Annotated in this window: 13 protein-coding genes; 5 read left to right on the plus strand and 8 right to left on the minus strand. The window is 42.0% G+C overall.

All coding sequences use genetic code 11. The features are described from left to right. Positions 1–9 precede the first annotated feature (9 nt). Both ACGHEH_RS02655 and ACGHEH_RS02660 read right to left on the minus strand, forming a co-directional pair. Positions 10–879: an MBL fold metallo-hydrolase gene (locus ACGHEH_RS02655; protein ID WP_390442401.1), complete on the minus strand. Its 870-nt coding sequence runs from the start codon at positions 877–879 to the stop codon at positions 10–12. Between the two features lie 417 nt (positions 880–1,296). Then, positions 1,297–2,697 (minus strand): PhoH family protein, encoded by a 1,401-nt coding sequence (locus tag ACGHEH_RS02660; protein WP_390441609.1) that lies wholly within the window; start codon positions 2,695–2,697, stop codon positions 1,297–1,299. A 349-nt stretch (positions 2,698–3,046) separates the two neighbouring features. On the opposite strand from ACGHEH_RS02660, the gene rapA reads away from it, so the two are divergent. Then, positions 3,047–5,941, plus strand: coding sequence for an RNA polymerase-associated protein RapA (rapA, locus tag ACGHEH_RS02665; RefSeq protein WP_390441611.1), 2,895 nt, complete (start codon positions 3,047–3,049; stop codon positions 5,939–5,941). Between the two features lie 244 nt (positions 5,942–6,185). Next, on the plus strand, positions 6,186–6,806 hold the full coding sequence (locus ACGHEH_RS02670) for a hypothetical protein (protein WP_390441612.1): 621 nt from the start codon (positions 6,186–6,188) through the stop codon (positions 6,804–6,806). A gap of 27 nt (positions 6,807–6,833) precedes the next feature. Here the strand turns inward: ACGHEH_RS02670 and ACGHEH_RS02675 are convergent, their stop codons facing one another. The 3 genes from ACGHEH_RS02675 to ACGHEH_RS02685 are packed head-to-tail and all read right to left on the minus strand — an operon-like array spanning position 6,834 to position 7,941. Further along, complete coding sequence (locus ACGHEH_RS02675; RefSeq protein WP_390441614.1) at positions 6,834–6,962, minus strand: hypothetical protein; 129 nt, start codon at positions 6,960–6,962, stop codon at positions 6,834–6,836. 47 nt (positions 6,963–7,009) lie between these two features. Further along, on the minus strand, positions 7,010–7,789 hold the full coding sequence (locus ACGHEH_RS02680; RefSeq protein WP_390441616.1) for a hypothetical protein: 780 nt from the start codon (positions 7,787–7,789) through the stop codon (positions 7,010–7,012). Beyond that, positions 7,714–7,941, minus strand: a complete 228-nt coding sequence (locus tag ACGHEH_RS02685; protein ID WP_390442404.1) for a PleD family two-component system response regulator — start codon at positions 7,939–7,941, stop codon at positions 7,714–7,716. Before ACGHEH_RS02685 ends, ACGHEH_RS02680 begins: the two co-directional genes overlap by 76 nt. Before the next feature lie 341 nt (positions 7,942–8,282). Here ACGHEH_RS02685 and ACGHEH_RS02690 point away from each other — a divergent pair, with 341 nt between their 5' ends. The 3 genes from ACGHEH_RS02690 to rluA all read left to right on the plus strand — a co-directional run bounded on the left by ACGHEH_RS02690 (position 8,283) and on the right by rluA (position 12,026). Next, positions 8,283–9,197, plus strand: a complete 915-nt coding sequence (locus ACGHEH_RS02690; RefSeq protein WP_390441618.1) for a DMT family transporter — start codon at positions 8,283–8,285, stop codon at positions 9,195–9,197. Between the two features lie 181 nt (positions 9,198–9,378). Next, positions 9,379–11,247, plus strand: coding sequence for a methyl-accepting chemotaxis protein (locus tag ACGHEH_RS02695; protein WP_390441620.1), 1,869 nt, complete (start codon positions 9,379–9,381; stop codon positions 11,245–11,247). A gap of 125 nt (positions 11,248–11,372) precedes the next feature. Next, the gene (gene rluA / locus ACGHEH_RS02700; RefSeq protein ID WP_390441622.1) at positions 11,373–12,026 is read left to right on the plus strand and encodes a bifunctional tRNA pseudouridine(32) synthase/23S rRNA pseudouridine(746) synthase RluA; all 654 of its coding nucleotides are present in this window, start codon (positions 11,373–11,375) and stop codon (positions 12,024–12,026) included. A gap of 53 nt (positions 12,027–12,079) precedes the next feature. On the opposite strand, the gene ACGHEH_RS02705 is transcribed toward rluA, so the two are convergent. The 3 genes from ACGHEH_RS02705 to parC form a co-directional block, all read right to left on the minus strand. Further along, positions 12,080–13,387: a M20 family metallopeptidase gene (locus ACGHEH_RS02705; protein ID WP_390441624.1), complete on the minus strand. Its 1,308-nt coding sequence runs from the start codon at positions 13,385–13,387 to the stop codon at positions 12,080–12,082. A 112-nt stretch (positions 13,388–13,499) separates the two neighbouring features. Beyond that, complete coding sequence (locus tag ACGHEH_RS02710) at positions 13,500–13,958, minus strand: helix-turn-helix domain-containing protein (RefSeq protein WP_390441626.1); 459 nt, start codon at positions 13,956–13,958, stop codon at positions 13,500–13,502. A 165-nt stretch (positions 13,959–14,123) separates the two neighbouring features. Then, positions 14,124–16,421 (minus strand): DNA topoisomerase IV subunit A, encoded by a 2,298-nt coding sequence (gene parC, locus ACGHEH_RS02715; RefSeq protein WP_390441628.1) that lies wholly within the window; start codon positions 16,419–16,421, stop codon positions 14,124–14,126. Positions 16,422–16,424 lie beyond the last annotated feature (3 nt).

The raw sequence follows: 16,424 nt of genomic DNA on the forward strand, positions 1-16,424 counted from the left end.
ATCAGATGATTAATGTTGTTGATGAGATGCACTCAAGCTTCTATAAAACAAAGTGGTCACTCGCTCTTCTGGTAACCAGTTTGAATAAGTTAAGTTCATAGCGCTAAGCGGCTTTTCAGCAAGTACCTCTTCAAGTGACTTGCTGCCGCTCATTGCTGATACCATGACACTTTTAGCTTGTAACAATAATTCACGATACGCTTCGAGCGCCGACTTATCAGTGACAGGACCGTGACCTGGGATCACTTTAGTATCACTATCTATTCTCGCTAAAGTTTGTTCTACAGCATTTATCACGCCATCGAGCGAACCACCACTGTCGACATCAACAAAAGGTAAACTGCCTAAGTTAAAGAAAATATCTCCCATGTGTACTGCATTGGCATTTTTGTAAAAAATGACCGCATCGCCATCAGTGTGAGCATGGGCGTAATGCCAAAGCTGCGCGTGTTCATTGTTAAAATGGAGCGTCATATCTTGGCTGAAACTTAAAATAGGCAAATATTTAGACCCTTCACCATGCTTTTCTTTCAAGCGGTCATACACATTATGATGCGCTATGACATGACTCCCCGCTTTGGCAAAGTTTTCGTTTCCACCTGTATGATCGCCATGGTGATGTGTATTAATCACAAACTCTGGCGCACCAGGTTTTAACTGGCTAATTTGTTTTTTTATGTCATCACTGAGCTTTGCAAATTGGTCGTCTACTAAGTAAATACCATCATCTCCGGTGCTAATGGCAATGTTACCACCTCGTCCATAAAGCACATGTAGGTTTTCAGACAATGCCTCTAGCTTAAATTTGACGTTTGCGATGCTTGTAAACGACGCGCTGAGTAAAGACGCCCCGATTAATATCGATAATGTTTTCATGATGACTCTCAGTTTTCGTTATTATTAACTGCTTATATACCCAAACTTCCTCAAGATGCATGATTCAGAGCGCTGCCTTCTGTTCTAGTTCAAGGAAAAGGACGCAGCGTAATGACGAGTCCTTTCCAAGTTCTTTGACGATGAAATAGGACTGAAAGCACGCTCCCTTGGGCGAGTTTGATTGGCTTTCATACTGCGTTATCAATTTTCGATTTAGAACCACTAGACCTTCAAATCGATGCCTTGTCTGACAGCCAATCAATTCTCGCTGAACCTCGTATCTTGAGGTGGTTTGGGTATACTAAAACAGCCTGTATCAAAATATATCTACGAAATAGAAACATAAAAGGATTGATTAAAACTGCTATAAAAAATGCCCACCGAGGTGAGCATTGATTTGAATGAAAAAGTTTAATTTAGCTACAGGTTTTCTTCGGCAAATGACGCCAAACGACTTCTCACCACACCGTTCAGGTTGATGGTGGCGCTACCTTCAAAATGTTTAAACCGTTCAACTAAGTAGGTCAAACCCGAGGTCACTGGGGTTAAATAATTACTGTCTATTTGTGCCAAGTTACCCGTACAAATCAGTTTTGTGCCTTCACCGCATCGGGTAATAATGGTCTTCAATTGCGAAGCCGTTAAGTTTTGGCTTTCGTCTAAAATCACCACCGCATTTTGGATACTACGGCCTCGCATAAAGTTTACTGACTTAAACTGAATGTTGGCCTTTTCCATAATGTAGTTTCGGCTTGAAATTGGGCTTTCATCATTTTTGTGTAGCACCTCAAGTGTATCGGTAATAGCTGCAAGCCAAGGTGCCATTTTCTCTTCTTCCGTGCCAGGAAGAAAACCAATACTCTCTGCGATTTCAGGCGTATTACGAGTAACAAGTACTTTGTCATAGACCTTTTTCTCAATCACCATCTCCAACGCACAAGCTAAAGCGAGGAGTGTCTTACCGCACCCGGCAGGGCCTGTCAGGATAACCAACTCTATTTCAGGGTCTAACAAGGCATCGAGTGCCATGCCTTGATAAATATTTTTCGGTGAAACGCCCCAAGCTTGTTGATGCATAAGACGCTCTACCCCGAGATCTTTTAAAGTGATATGTTGGTTGTCATATCCCACCACTCGCGTTGCAAAATGATCAGTTTCATCAACAATGTACTCATTGCTAAAAACGTCTTCAATTCGCTCTTTAGGAATATGATGCAAGGTGTAGCGCCCTTGCTGCTCTGAGCTACATTCACCAACACTTTGCCAAAAATCACCTTGGAACTTTTTAAACCCAGAACTGAGCAATTTAATATCGTCAATAAGTTGGTCTGTTCGATAGTCTTCTACAAATTTCAGTCCGGCTCCTTTTGCTTTAAGACGCATGTTAATGTCTTTAGTAACCAGCACAACCTTGGTACTTTTATGTTGCTGCTGTAAATGAATGGCACAGTTAATAATTCTGTGGTCATTTTCATTACCCGGCAAACCAGAGACATTATCAGGAAATAAATGGTCGTTGATGATCACAAGACGACCACAATTATTTGAGTTGTTCTCACCAGTTGTATTAGGGAGCTTCACCCCCTCTAACATTTGTTCTGGAGAGGCATCTCTTAAAATATCTTCAAGACCGCGTATAGCAACACGTGCATCACGGCTTACATCACGTTTTCTATCCTTTATGTGATCAAGCTCTTCTAACACTGTCATGGGGACAACTACATCGTGTTCTTGGAAAGAGAGGTATGCGAGTGGTTCGTGAAGTAGTACGTTAGTGTCGAGCACGTACATTTTTTTATCGACATCTTGAGCTTTTACCATAGCATCTTCCTATCGTTGCATTGATACCGCGACAGCCATGGCTTTTGATGACGTTGCCATCAAAAACTCATGGCCACACTGTAAGTTTAGCCTATCTGTCATAAAAGTCTGTTTTATGACAGAAATAGATTGTATTTACCTTTAAGGCGTGAATTTTGCTCAAACCAAAACTCAATACACCGATCAATTCCCTTCACTAAATCAGAAGATTTCGACTATCTTAAAAGGCAATAATTTATCTGCGCGCTACTGGATCCTCAAAAGCATAAAATTGCCTGAGAAACAAGATTGAATAGGCCCTTGCTTACGGTTAACATAGCCGCCTTTTTTCTGCTAAGTCGAGACAAACATGAATTTTTCCTTAGGTCAGCGCTGGATCAGTGATACTGAATCAGATTTAGGATTAGGTACCATCGTAGCTTTAGAGGGGCGACAGCTTACGATTTTATTCCCTGCCAGTGGAGAAAACCGCGTTTACTCAGTACAAGAAGCACCGGTTACCCGTGTAATTTTTAATCCTGGTGATGTTATTCGCAGTGTCGAAGAGTGGGAACTAGAGGTAGAAACCGTTGAAGAACAAAATGGCATTCTGAGCTATCACGGTATTCGCCTCGATACAGAAGAAAAAACCACTTTAAAAGAAACGTTTTTAGACCACTTTATTAAGTTTAATAAACCACAAGACCGCTTATTCGCTGGTCAAATTGACAGATTCGACCGTTATACGTTGCGCTATAACACATGGCAGCACCAGTTCACCCGTCAGCAATCGCATTTAAAAGGCCTAATTGGTCAACGTGCCAGCCTTATTCCGCACCAGTTATATATTGCAGATGAAGTAGGCCAACGTCACGCGCCACGCGTTTTACTTTCAGATGAAGTTGGTTTGGGTAAAACCATCGAAGCGGGCATGATTTTACATCAACAAATTTTAACTGGCCGTGCTAGCCGCGTTTTAATCGTTGTGCCTGAAAACTTACAGCATCAATGGTTAGTTGAAATGATGCGTCGCTTCAACTTGTACTTCTCTATCTTCGATGAAGAACGTTGTGACGAGGCATTTGCCGACTCTCCAAACGTATTCGAGACTGAGCAACTGGTATTGGTGAGTCTTGAGTTCATCACTAAAAAACGCCGCTGGTTTGAACAAGCCACTTTGGCTGATTGGGATCTATTGATCATCGATGAAGCGCACCACTTAACGGTAACTAAAGAAAAGCCAAGCACAGAATACCTGCGTATTGCAGAGCTTAGCCAAGATATTCCGGGCTTAATTCTTCTAACAGCAACGCCAGACCAACTTGGCCACTACAGTCACTTTGCTCGTCTGCAGCTTTTAGACCCAGATCGCTTCTACGATTACGATGCTTTTGTTGAAGAAGAAAGCCACTATAAAGAAGTGGCTGATGCCGCTAATCAGCTGTTACAGCAAGGCGAGTTAGATGAAAAGAATCAGACGACTTTAAAGACCCTGTTAAAAGAAACTGACATCACTGAATTACTAGCCAAAGCGCAAAGTGGTGATGACGCAGCAAAGCACGAAATCTTGTCGATGCTATTAGATCGCCACGGTACAGGTCGTATTTTATTCCGTAATAGCCGCAGTGGTATTGATGGTTACCCAAGCCGTAAATTACATAGCTACCCGGTTGAGTTACCTAAGCAATACAAAACCGCTATGTCTGTAATGGGTAATATGGGTGGCATTCAAACACCTGAAAAGTCTGCATTACGCGCTCTGTTTCCTGAAAAAATCTTCCAAGAGTTTGAAGGCGCAGGTAGTAGCTGGGCAGGTTTTGATCCTCGAGTTGAGTGGTTAATTGCTAAACTCAAAGAGCTTAAGCACGAAAAGGTTTTGTTGATCTGTGCCGAAGCACAAACCGCAATTAGCCTTGAACAAATTTTACGTGAGCGCGAGGCCATTAAGTCAGCCGTTTTCCACGAAGGCATGAGCATTGTTGAACGTGACCGTGCAGCAGCTTACTTCGCCGACGAATACGACAGTGCGCAAGTATTACTATGTTCTGAAATTGGTTCTGAAGGCCGTAACTTCCAATTCTCACATAACATTATACTGTTCGATTTACCGCTCAACCCAGACTTACTAGAGCAACGTATTGGTCGTCTTGACCGCATTGGTCAGAAGTTCGACATCAATATTCATGTGCCTTACTTTGAAAATACCGCGCAAGAAGTGTTATTGCGTTGGTACCATGAAGGCCTAGATGCATTCGAAACCACCAGCACAACGGGACAGCTCCTTTACAAAGAGTTCAACGATGATTTATTAGAGTTCATCAGTGAGCATAACTGTGACGAAGAAGAACTAGACCCGCTTTTAGAGCAAGCTGCGAAACAAAACGCACAACTACGTAAGCAAATGGAACAAGGCCGCGACCGTTTATTAGAGCTACACTCGAGTGGTCAAGGTAAATCAGATGCATTAGCCGCTGAAATTGAACAACTTGATGACGATGTTGTGCTACCAGCTTACATGATAAATGTGTTTGATATGTTTGGTGTAAACCAAGAGGATAAAGGCGAAAACACCATTATCTTGAAGCCAACTGAGCATATGCTAAACCCATCTTTCCCGTGTTTACGTGATGATGGCATTACAGTGACATTTGATCGTGCAACCTCTCTTTCTCAAGAAGATGCGCAATTCATCAGTTGGGATCACCCTATGGTACAAGGCACCATGGACATGATCTGTGATGATGATTTTGGTTGTGCGTCTGTAGCACTACTGAAAAACAAAAAACTACCTGCCGGTACCTTCTTTGTTGAGTTAATTTTTGTTGCTGAAGCCTCTGCACCAAAAGCGTTGCAGGTTGGTCGCTTCTTACCGCCAACACCTATTCGCGTATTACTTGATAAAGCAGGCAATAACTTAGCTGAAAATGTGGCCTTTGATGCATTCAACAACCAGCTTTCTGCAGTTGGTCGCCAAACAGGTAGTAAATTGGCAAATGCGTTACAAGCTGCGATCCACCCACTCATTACTAAAGCGAATGAATTAGCGGGTGCCGAGTTAGTTGGTCTTAAAGCTGCTGCACAAGAAAAAATGCAAACGTCGTTAAACGAAGAGCAAGGTCGCCTTGAGGCACTTAAAGCCATCAACCCGAATATTCGTGATGAAGAAATTCAGGTGTTTGATAAGCAAAAAGCGCAGCTTGATGAATTTATTGAAAAAGCGCAATTGAAACTCGATGCGATCCGCTTAATTGTGGTATCTCACTAAATTCTTTGTGAGGTCAGTCAATGACTGGCCTCCGTTTCTTCTCTCTTAAACTTTTTCCTAAACCTGCAAGCAGATTTCAATTGTGTTAATATAGCTCGCTAGTATTTCTTATTACCTGAAAGTTGATGATTTCTCATCGTCAATTTATCCTTTTGCTATTTACCCTATTTAGATACAGTCTTATTATGCTTTTAACAATCCTCTTAACTAAAATAGGGTTGGCATTAAACTTCAAGGGTAGACGATGATTTTTAAAACAAAAAAAGCGCGGGCAAATATCATCAAAGTTTTATTTGAATCTGGGTTAATCGTATTCAGTGTATTACTCGCTTTGTTTCTAAGTGAAATGCATTCTCAAGTTAAAAAAGACCAAGAAAAAGTCCGTGCCCTGCAGCTAATAAAAGCCGAATTAACTGCAAACAAAGCTTTATTAGAGCAATGGCAACCATATCACCAGCAAGTGCTAAGTAAAGTTGAATCAGCCATAAATAATCCTCCCGAATTTTCGCAAAGTAATAAACAACGGGAGTTTATCCTAAACCAGATGCCAAACGGTTTAGTGCAAGATATGTTAAGAAATTCCGCCTGGGATGCACTTAAGCAATCGGGGATCTCTTCTAATATGCACATAGAAACAGTATCTTTGTTGTCGACTTTATATCGCTTACAAGCTCTGAGTATTGAAGCCACTTTAGCTCGATTAGGCGATATTTTTTACACAAGAGAATCTGTCAGAAAAGAACATTTACTAGAAACGCTGTATTTGATGAGAAACTTACTGTTAGAACTCATCGCGCAAGAATCATTCATGATTATACATTATCAAAACGCCATCAATGATATAGATAATCTACTCGCAGAATAGCAACCCGACGCATTGACAGAGCGGCCATTAAAATAGCTCTACATCCATCTGGTAGCCATCTTCATCATCAATGTCTACCTCAGCACCCTGCATAAAACAGATGTCTTGTTGCGTTGCAGAAATGACACCTTCTAAATCTCCGACTAAGGACTTCATCTCTTTTAAAATGTGCACAAACGTAATATTCACTTCGTTTGAGTTACTTAAGTGCTCAGAAACTTCGTAAATGTATTGGTGATAGAATCAAGGATAAACTCTTCTTGTTCTGGCTCGAGTGCTAATTTGGGTAATTCAAATTGCATACTCGTCGCCAAGCGTTCGATACTTTCTCCCACATCAGCTTGGTGAACATGTAAGCTCTTGACAAGACCCTGTAATGAATGGCGAATATTGGTGAAAGCAAAATGGGTTTTCTCGCCTTGTTTGAGCAAGAGATCATTGGTTTCCATTAATCTAAGCTTGGCATCGGTAGCACCTAAAACAGTAGGCAAGACATCTTTGAATCGCCCATATTTTTCAGGGCTGTGCAAAGGCATGTTTTTTACAAGTAAGGTTACTTTTGGATAATTGATAATCGTGCGGCAACCAAAATCAATAAACCGTTTATTAGTTCGACAGCTTTCTAGCAATTCTTGCTCAATGGGCGACAGTAAACCTGAGCTGCAATAGGTAAATGCTTTGCCATTAAAATCAAACAGCACTGAGCATTTCAAGTCTAGGCTAGACGTTAAATCGAGCAACTGTTTTGCCAATGAATCTAACTGGCGAATACCATAGGTCATTTCAACAAAGCACATCACCAAGCCAAGCTCACTATTGCCAGTCATCACATCCATCGCGGTGTTATGTGCCGTTTTTATTTCTGTTTTTAATGAATCTCGTTCTGTTTTATATTTGGCTGACACCTTCAATTTGGCAATGAGTTCAACGGTATCAAAAGGCTTGAGTTGATAATCATCAGCACCGGCCTCATAGCCCAGCATACGCTCTCTAAAGTAGTTTTTCCTGACAAAAATACAATAGGAATTTCTTTCGTTGTATTGTCAGACTTCAAGACCTCGCAGCATTCATAGCCATTTTGGCCAGGCATTTCAACATCGAGCAAAATCACATCGGGTTGTTCAGACTTAGCTATTTCAAAGCCTTCAGGTCCGTTGTATGCATGACAAACACTAAATACCCCATCGCTGCTTTTCTCACCACTTTATGAATAAAGTTATCATCTTCAATGGGGAGTACTTTGATATCCATGTTTTTCACAATTTTGACCTTGTATTATTTGAAGTATAGAAATAGAAGTTGAAAAGACTAAAAAAACACCAATATATTTAATACTTAAAACGACTTAGATCAAATATTCCAAGCGCCCTGAAAAACCTCGGTAAAGCCAGTGACTTTCATCCATTTTTTCGAATAAAACTGAAATAAGTATGATATAAAACGTTATTGTCTAGATAAGGGCTTTAAAGGAAAACCATGCACTCTTTGCAGCAGTCAGAAAATTCTAATGATGCACCCGTTATTCTCGCACTCGTGACCGCTATGTTATTTTGGGGAGCCAGTTGGATTTCGGGAAAAATCATTGCCGATATGGCCCCAGCAAAGCTCACCGTTTTTTATCGTCTTGCTCTAGCAACCGTTAGCATGCTACCCATTCTTTTTTTGGTAAAAAAGTTCAAACTAGTAAGTTTACGCTTTGCTAGGCCCGCTTTACTGTGGTCTTTACCCGCAGGACTTTTGTTGGCCAGTTATAATCAGTTGTTCTTCTTAGGCTTACATGACGGTTTACCAGGTAAAGGCGGCATGCTGGTTACAACCATAAACCCCATTATGACATTTGCGCTTGCTGCTATTTTTAATCAGCAAAAGTTTAGGCCTTTGCAGCTCGTGGGTATGCTATTAGGCCTTGCGGGTGGTATGATGATGATCGAGGTTTGGCATTTTGATACCGAGCAGATTTTTGCATCCGGTAACTTATTCTTTGTGCTCGCAGCACTTTCATGGGCTTTTCTGACTCTTGCCAGTCAACGTGGTACACAGTTTGCCGACTTCATGACATTTAGCGCACTAATGTACTTATGGGCCAGCATATTAAGTTATATATTTGCTTTTGATTTAAATCCATTTACTTCAATGATTCACTATCCTGAAATCTATTGGCACCATATGCTATTTCTATCTGTAATTGTGGTCAGTATTGCCACGAGTGTGTTTTTCTTAGCAAATCAAAAAATAGGCCCGAGTCGCTCTAGTTCATTTATCTTTGTGGTCCCCGTTACTGCTATGGGATTATCTGTTTGGTATTTCGGAGAAACCATTCCTTTAAGTGTTGCTATTGGCGGCGCGTTGGCTCTTTCAGCCGTCTATTTAATCAATACCAGCAAACAATAAAACACTTTTAATTTTACTCTTAGAGTTAGGTTGTGTTTTAAGCATTTAAACCCTAGACTTTAGTAGGGTTTAGCATTTAGCTAATTGAGTGATTGCACTGAGCTATCACTCACAAATCAACAGATACAAATCAAAACTTTAATAATAATAAATGACTGGCCTCAGGCCTTTGGAGTTATGTGTGAAGTTTAAACACAAAATCATCGTCATATCCTCACTGGTCTTACTGCTTGCACTGACTGTGCTGTCTATAAAACAATATTTCTCACTAAAAAGTAATCTTGAAAAACAAGTAGAACTAAGTGTTGCTGAGATAATACAAGGGATCAGTAATACGGTTACCGCACAGATGCAAGGCAGTGCCAATTTGGCTAGCCTCACCACTGATTTAGTGGCGCAAACAGGCAGCTTAAACCAAGCCGCCCCGCTACTTAGTCAACAGAAGCTTCAACAAGAGTTTATTTTGATAGGTTACGGAGAAGAGCGCACGGGTAAATATGTTGCTAGTGACCCTAGCTGGAATCCGGGACCAACTTGGGATCCTAGAAAGCGTCCTTGGTATCAAGATGCAAAGAACGCCAATAAGCTCATTGTTACCGCACCTTATGCAGATTCTGTTTCAAAAGAAATCCTCGTTTCAATTGGCACACCGGTTAAAAAGTCAGGTCAATTTTATGGTGCTATTTTCTTTGACGTGAGCTTGGCAAAACTCAGTAATATGATTAACTCATTCAACTTATTTGACGCAGGTTTCGCCTTTATGGTCAGTAAAGACGGCACCATTATTTCTCACCCCGATAGCAAATTAAATGGTGAAAAAGCCTCCAAATTTTTAGGCAACACACAATTCAAACAATCCATGCAAATCATAGAGCTCAATGGTAAAGAGCACATCCTGGTATTTCAACAAGTTGAAGGGTTTGACTGGCTGGTTGGCGTAGCACTGGAAAAAGACAAAGTATTCGCCGCGGTTGATAACTTAACCAGTGACTCAATCACTTTCACTATTTTGTTTGTAATTATTGCTGTTGTACTGCTTTCTATTGTGATTAATATTCTACTTAAGCCGCTCGAAGATATTAATGACGCCATGGCGAATATTGCAAAAGGCAATGCTGATTTAACTGTACGCTTAAACACTGATAGTGACCCTGAGTTTTCTGAATTGGCAGAAAACTTCAACTTATTCACTGCACGTCTTCAGGGGATCATTGAGCAAATCCAAAGCCTAGGTCATGAAATTCTTGCCGATGCGAAGCAAACCTCAAATGATGCAAACCAATCTCGACAAGAAATCTCTCGTCAGGTGAATGCGTTAGGTGCATTAGTCGAAGCGACAGCCAGTATGTCTGATACTGAACAGCGTGTTGCCAACACAGCCCAAGAGGCCGCTTCTGCAATTCAAAATACTGATACAGCAGCACAAGACGGTCAAAAGGTTGTATCAGAAACCACCTCTTCAATCGCACAATTGTCAGAGCAAATAAGCGATGCTGTTAACGTCGTGAATGAGCTTGAAGTCTCAACAAGTGGTATTGAGCAAATTCTGTCTGTGATCAATGGCATTGCCGAGCAAACTAACCTACTAGCACTGAATGCGGCAATCGAAGCAGCCCGTGCCGGTGAATCAGGTCGAGGTTTTGCTGTGGTTGCCGATGAAGTGAGAACACTTGCTCAACGTACGCAAGAAGCGACTACAGAAATCAAATCAATGATTGATCAACTCCAAGCAGGAGCTATGAGCGCCGTACAAGTGATGAAACAAAGTCAGCAAGTGGTACAAACGACGGTAGGTAAAGCCGATGAAACCAAACATGCCCTTGATGCAATACGAGATTCAATTGCGCATATTGTTGATTTAAACATGCAAATTGCCAACATGCTGCACGAACAAAGGCAAGTAGTCACTGATGTTAATGACAATGCCTCTGAAATTCGAATTATTTCAGACACTGTGCTCTCTCAAGCTGCTAATGTCGACCAGACCATGCAGTCGCAGTTTGATAAAATTGCTCATCAAGAAGATATGCTTGAGCAATTTAAAGTCTAGTAAAATGATCAAACTTTACAGTTTCCAACAGACCCTTTAGGGTCTGTTTTTGTATGTGAAGTTAACTCGCTTATTACTACTTGCTTAGGGTAGAATAGCGCCCTTGCTAAAAACGAGGTATTACTGTGCTACTTAACTATGCTCCCCCACTAGACCCATATTTAGATATTCTGTATCAAGATGACGATATATTGGTCATCAATAAGCCTAGTGGGCTGTTAACAGTGCCCGGTAAAGACCCTAAACATGCTGATTGTGCAATTGCACGAGTAAACCGTGTTTTCCCGAGTGCACGTATCGTGCACCGTTTGGATATGGCAACCTCGGGTGTGTTGTGTCTAGCTATGCACAAAGAGGCCCATCGTTTTTTAAGCATTCAGTTTCAAGATAGATTAACCAACAAGTACTACATCGCTCGTGTATATGGAAAATTAGCGCAGTCTACAGGCTCGGTTGATTTACCCTTGACCTGTGACTGGCCAAATAGACCTAAGCAAATGGTGTGTCATGAAAGTGGTAAGCCATCACTTACCCATTATGAGGTGTTAGCGCATGAGGCAGATGCAACACGTGTGAAACTCACTCCTATCACGGGTCGTTCACATCAGCTGCGCGTTCATATGCTATCACTGGGTCATGTCATTTTAGGTGACAGGTTATATGCTAAAGATGAAGCACTAGCGGCAGCAAACCGTTTACAGCTGCATGCCGAGATGTTGCAAATTGCGCACCCTCGTACTGAAGAGATGATGACTTTTACCGCACCAGCGCCTTTTTAATAAAAGAGCCGCAAATAATCTTGCGGCTCTTTTATATTTTAACGAATTAAAAACTACTGTTTAAAAAGATCAAGTACACTCGCTGTCATGGCTCTTACACCCGTATGTACTGCCAATTCATAATCTGGTGCAAACTTGCTCGAGTGTAATGAAGGTAGAGGCTCACCAGTGTTCATTGCGGCTTGATAGCTGCTTGGCTCAACCCCGCCTAACCAAAAAATGGTAATTGGAATATTTTCTTCGGTGCGGCCAAATAAACCAAAGTCTTCGCCCGCCATAACAGGCTCTGCTTTGACAACCTGAGAGTCACCTAACTCCTGTTTAATGCTCTTTGTCATACGAGTTGCAAGTTCAGGGTTATTATAAGTTGATGGAATAGACTCAGATTCATGTACCAGCACTTCAGGATAAAGCGACTCTTCTAACCCAGCACTTTGCGCAATGCCAGCAGTTAATCGCTTGATCGCCGCAATTTGTTGCTCGCGAACCGCAGGATCATACGAGCGTAACGTCAGCTGCAACTTCACTTCATTTGAAATAATATTGTGTTTTGAGCCACCGTGAATTGAACCGACGGTGATAACAGACGGCTTAAGCGGTGAAATCTCACGGCTGGTAATGGTTTGTAGACCTAAAACAATACGAGATGCTAATACCACAGGGTCGATAGTGGTATGTGGGTAAGCGCCATGCCCGCCTTTACCTTTGACTGAAATATCCACCGAATCTACGTTTGCTAAGGCATACCCTGGTGCGATTGCAACTTGCCCAGCAGGGATCGACGCACTGGTATGTAAACCCAACACATAGTCAGGTTTTGCAAACTGCTTAAATAGCCCCTCTTTGATCATCGCTTTGGCACCGCCACCGACCTCTTCAGCAGGCTGAGCAACCATCATCAGCGTCCCTTGCCATTGGTCTTTATGCTTCATCAGCTGCTCAGCAGTACCGATCATACTGGTCATATGAATATCGTGAGCACAGCCATGCATAACACCGACCTGATTATTATGCTTATCTAACACCTTTACTTTTGACGCATACGGTTTACCTGTCTGCTCAACAATAGGTAACCCATCAGTATCAGCCCGGATCATCACAATTGGGCCGCTGCCATTTTCATATAAACCAACTACGCCAAAACCACCCACATTGCTAGTCACATCAAAGCCAAGCAGCTCTAGCTCTTTGGCCAAACGCTTGCCTGTTTGCTCTTCTTGATAGGACAACTCTGGATTCTGGTGCAGGTGTAAATAAAGCTGATTGAGTTTAGGTAAACTTTGTTGAACCGATTTATCTAAATCTAGGGCGTGAATATTAGCACTGAGTAATAAGGCTACGCTGAGAGTCAGTTTTTTCATTTTTTGTTTTTATCTTGTGTATTAAGTGAGCATTAAACTTATCAGTTTCAGTCGCTTTTCGCCAATAGCAACTGGTCTATACTCACTTTAGAAACTGATAGCACATAAATAGTTAAGTGTGCTCAGCATCACACCAGATACTGTACTTATTGCCTAGCCATAAACAAAAATTGAAGAAATACCCGACTCCCAACATAATGATCCCGCCCGCCAGTGCTGGCTGACTTATTAAGCCTAGTAAACAAAATAAATAACCACTTATGTGACAAGTAAATAATGCCCGAACTGTCGCATATTTTGACGGCGTTAAATTGAGGTAATTTAAAGTAAACCAACATCTAACCCACAGTGGCGCAGCTTGCCATAACTCTTCTTGTGTTTTCATATCTAACCTCGTTCGTTGCAATGTATCTACATTCACTTCCAAAACAGAGGCAAGGCATTTTAATGATTCCAAACTGGCATTTTGACCACTTTCAATTCGCTGAATTGTACGAACATTTAGACCAGACATTTCAGCTAACTGCTCTTGGGTTAAGTGTCGACTGACTCTTAATTGTTTTAAAACCATTATTTCTTGTTTCCTTGCTTCCAACGAGATCACTATGAACAAAGTAAAGCAACTCAACCACGACTTTTACCCGACATGAAATTTTATCTTTATAGTTCAGATAATTAGCTAATACGATTAGCCATTAAAAAAGCCCGCAATTGCGGGCTTTCAAAACTTAAATGCTTACTCTGAGCTTTCTGACGAGACCTCTTCAATAGGCTCCGCTTTGGTAAACTCAATTTCGTATTCATCAACACGCTGAAGCCCTCTTGGTAATTTATTACCACGACGACCACGTTCACCATAGTAATGTTCTAAGTCACTTGGCTTAAGGGTTAGTTTGCGCTTACCAGCATGTAATGTAACCGATGCTCCATCAGGCACACACGCAAGTACTTTTACAAATTCTTCACGCGCTTGTACTTTCGCACTTGGAATAGAAATGATCTTATTACCTTTACCTTTAGCCAGTTTTGGCAAATCACGAAGTGGAAAAATAAGCATTCGACCTTCATTTGAAATTGCCATACAACGATCGGTTGCAACATCATTCACAGAGATAGGTGCTATGAGCTCAGCTCCTTTTGGCACAGTTACTAGCGCTTTACCATTTTTATTCTTACTGACTAAGTCATTAAAGCCAGTAATGAAGCCATAACCGCCATCAGTGGCCATCAGATAAAGCTCTTCTTCTTCGCCCATCACCACATGTTCAAATGTCGCGCCACCCGCTAAGCTAAAGCGACCTGTCATTGGTTCACCTTGGCTTCTGGCTGACGGTAAGCTGTGGGCATCAGTCGCAAACGCGCGCCCTGTACTGTCTAAGAATACGGCAGGTTGGTTGCTCTTACCCCGTGCTGAGGCTTTATATTCATCGCCTGAACGATAATTCAAGCCTTCTGCATCAATATCATGGCCTTTGGCTACACGCGCCCAGCCTTTTTCAGATAGCACCACAGTCACGGCTTCTGAAGGAATTAAGTCTTTTTCACTGAGAGCTTTTGAGTCACCACGCTCAACCACAGGCGAGCGGCGTTCATCACCGTAAAGCTCTGCAGCTTCTTGAATTTCTTTTTTCATCAAGGTCGACATGCGACGCTCAGAGCCAAGCGTTAACTCTAACTTATCACGCTCTGCCGCAAGTTCATCTTGCTCGCCTTTGATTTTCATCTCTTCTAGCTTCGCTAAATGACGAAGTTTTAGATCAAGAATGGCCTCAGCTTGCTTGTCTGATAAACCAAAGCGCGACATCAACTCTGCTTTTGGGTTATCTTCATTACGGATAATTTCGATGACTTCGTCGATGTTTAAGAAGGCAATCATTAAACCTTCTAAAATGTGCAGTCGAGCAAGCACTTTGTCTAAACGGTACTGCAAACGACGACGCACTGTTTCGCGACGGAACACAAGCCACTCCGATAAGATTGAGCGTAAATCTTTAACTTGTGGTCTGCCATCTAAGCCAATCATGTTCAGGTTAACACGGTAGCTTTTTTCTAAATCTGTGGTTGCAAATAAGTGCGCCATCAGAGGCTCAACTTTAACTCGATTTGAACGAGGTACAATCACAATGCGCGTTGGATTTTCATGATCTGATTCATCGCGAAGGTCTGCCACCATAGGCAGCTTTTTCGCTGTCATCTGCGCTGCAATTTGCTCTAATACTTTTGCGCCCGAACACTGATGTGGTAAAGCCGTGATCACCACTTCTCCTTGCTCTTCAGTGTAAACCGCACGCATTTTTATTGAGCCTTTACCCGTGGTGTAGATTTTCTGAATATCCGCTTTTGGCGTGATAATTTCAGCATCAGTTGGGTAGTCAGGTGCTTGAACGAGCTCTAACAACTCTTCCAAGGTTGTTTTTGGTTTATCAAGTAATGTACAACAGGCAGAAGCTAACTCTCGAACATTATGTGGCGGTATATCTGTCGCCATACCTACCGCAATACCCGTTACGCCATTAAGTAATATATGAGGTAAACGCGCTGGCAGCACTTGAGGTTCGTTCATGGTGCCGTCGAAATTAGGGGTCCAATCAACTGTACCTTGGCCAAGTTCTTTTAATAGCACTTCTGAGAATTTCGATAATCGGGCTTCAGTATAACGCATGGCCGCGAAAGACTTAGGGTCGTCCGCAGCACCCCAGTTACCTTGACCATCAACGAGCGGGTATCGGTATGAGAACGGCTGCGCCATTAATACCATGGCTTCGTAACACGCGCTGTCACCGTGAGGGTGGTATTTACCCAGTACATCACCGACTGTACGTGCTGATTTTTTATACTTAGCAGCAGCTGAAAGACCCAGCTCACTCATCGCATACACAATACGACGTTGCACTGGTTTTAAACCATCACCAATATGCGGCAGTGCACGGTCCATGATCACGTACATGGAATAATTGAGGTAGGCGTCTTCGGTAAAACGCCCCATAGTTTGTTGTTCTATGCCCTGTAAGGACAAGGTTTGCGGATCTGTCATATC

Origin of the sequence: Pseudoalteromonas sp. MTN2-4 (assembly GCF_042848605.1) — a bacterium.
Lineage (GTDB): Bacteria > Pseudomonadota > Gammaproteobacteria > Enterobacterales > Alteromonadaceae > Pseudoalteromonas.

Excerpts from the sequence above, each read along its gene's own strand:
- ACGHEH_RS02660 (WP_390441609.1), bottom strand. The coding sequence starts at position 2,697 with ATGGTAAAAGCTCAAGATGTCGATAAAAAAATGTACGTGCTCGACACT.
- ACGHEH_RS02690 (WP_390441618.1), top strand. The coding sequence starts at position 8,283 with ATGCACTCTTTGCAGCAGTCAGAAAATTCTAATGATGCACCCGTTATT.
- rapA (WP_390441611.1), top strand. The coding sequence starts at position 3,047 with ATGAATTTTTCCTTAGGTCAGCGCTGGATCAGTGATACTGAATCAGAT.
- ACGHEH_RS02705 (WP_390441624.1), bottom strand. The coding sequence starts at position 13,387 with ATGAAAAAACTGACTCTCAGCGTAGCCTTATTACTCAGTGCTAATATT.
- ACGHEH_RS02680 (WP_390441616.1), bottom strand. The coding sequence starts at position 7,789 with ATGCTGGGCTATGAGGCCGGTGCTGATGATTATCAACTCAAGCCTTTT.
- parC (WP_390441628.1), bottom strand. The coding sequence starts at position 16,421 with ATGACAGATCCGCAAACCTTGTCCTTACAGGGCATAGAACAACAAACT.
- ACGHEH_RS02670 (WP_390441612.1), top strand. The coding sequence starts at position 6,186 with ATGATTTTTAAAACAAAAAAAGCGCGGGCAAATATCATCAAAGTTTTA.
- ACGHEH_RS02675 (WP_390441614.1), bottom strand. The coding sequence starts at position 6,962 with ATGAAGTCCTTAGTCGGAGATTTAGAAGGTGTCATTTCTGCAACGCAA.
- ACGHEH_RS02710 (WP_390441626.1), bottom strand. The coding sequence starts at position 13,958 with ATGGTTTTAAAACAATTAAGAGTCAGTCGACACTTAACCCAAGAGCAG.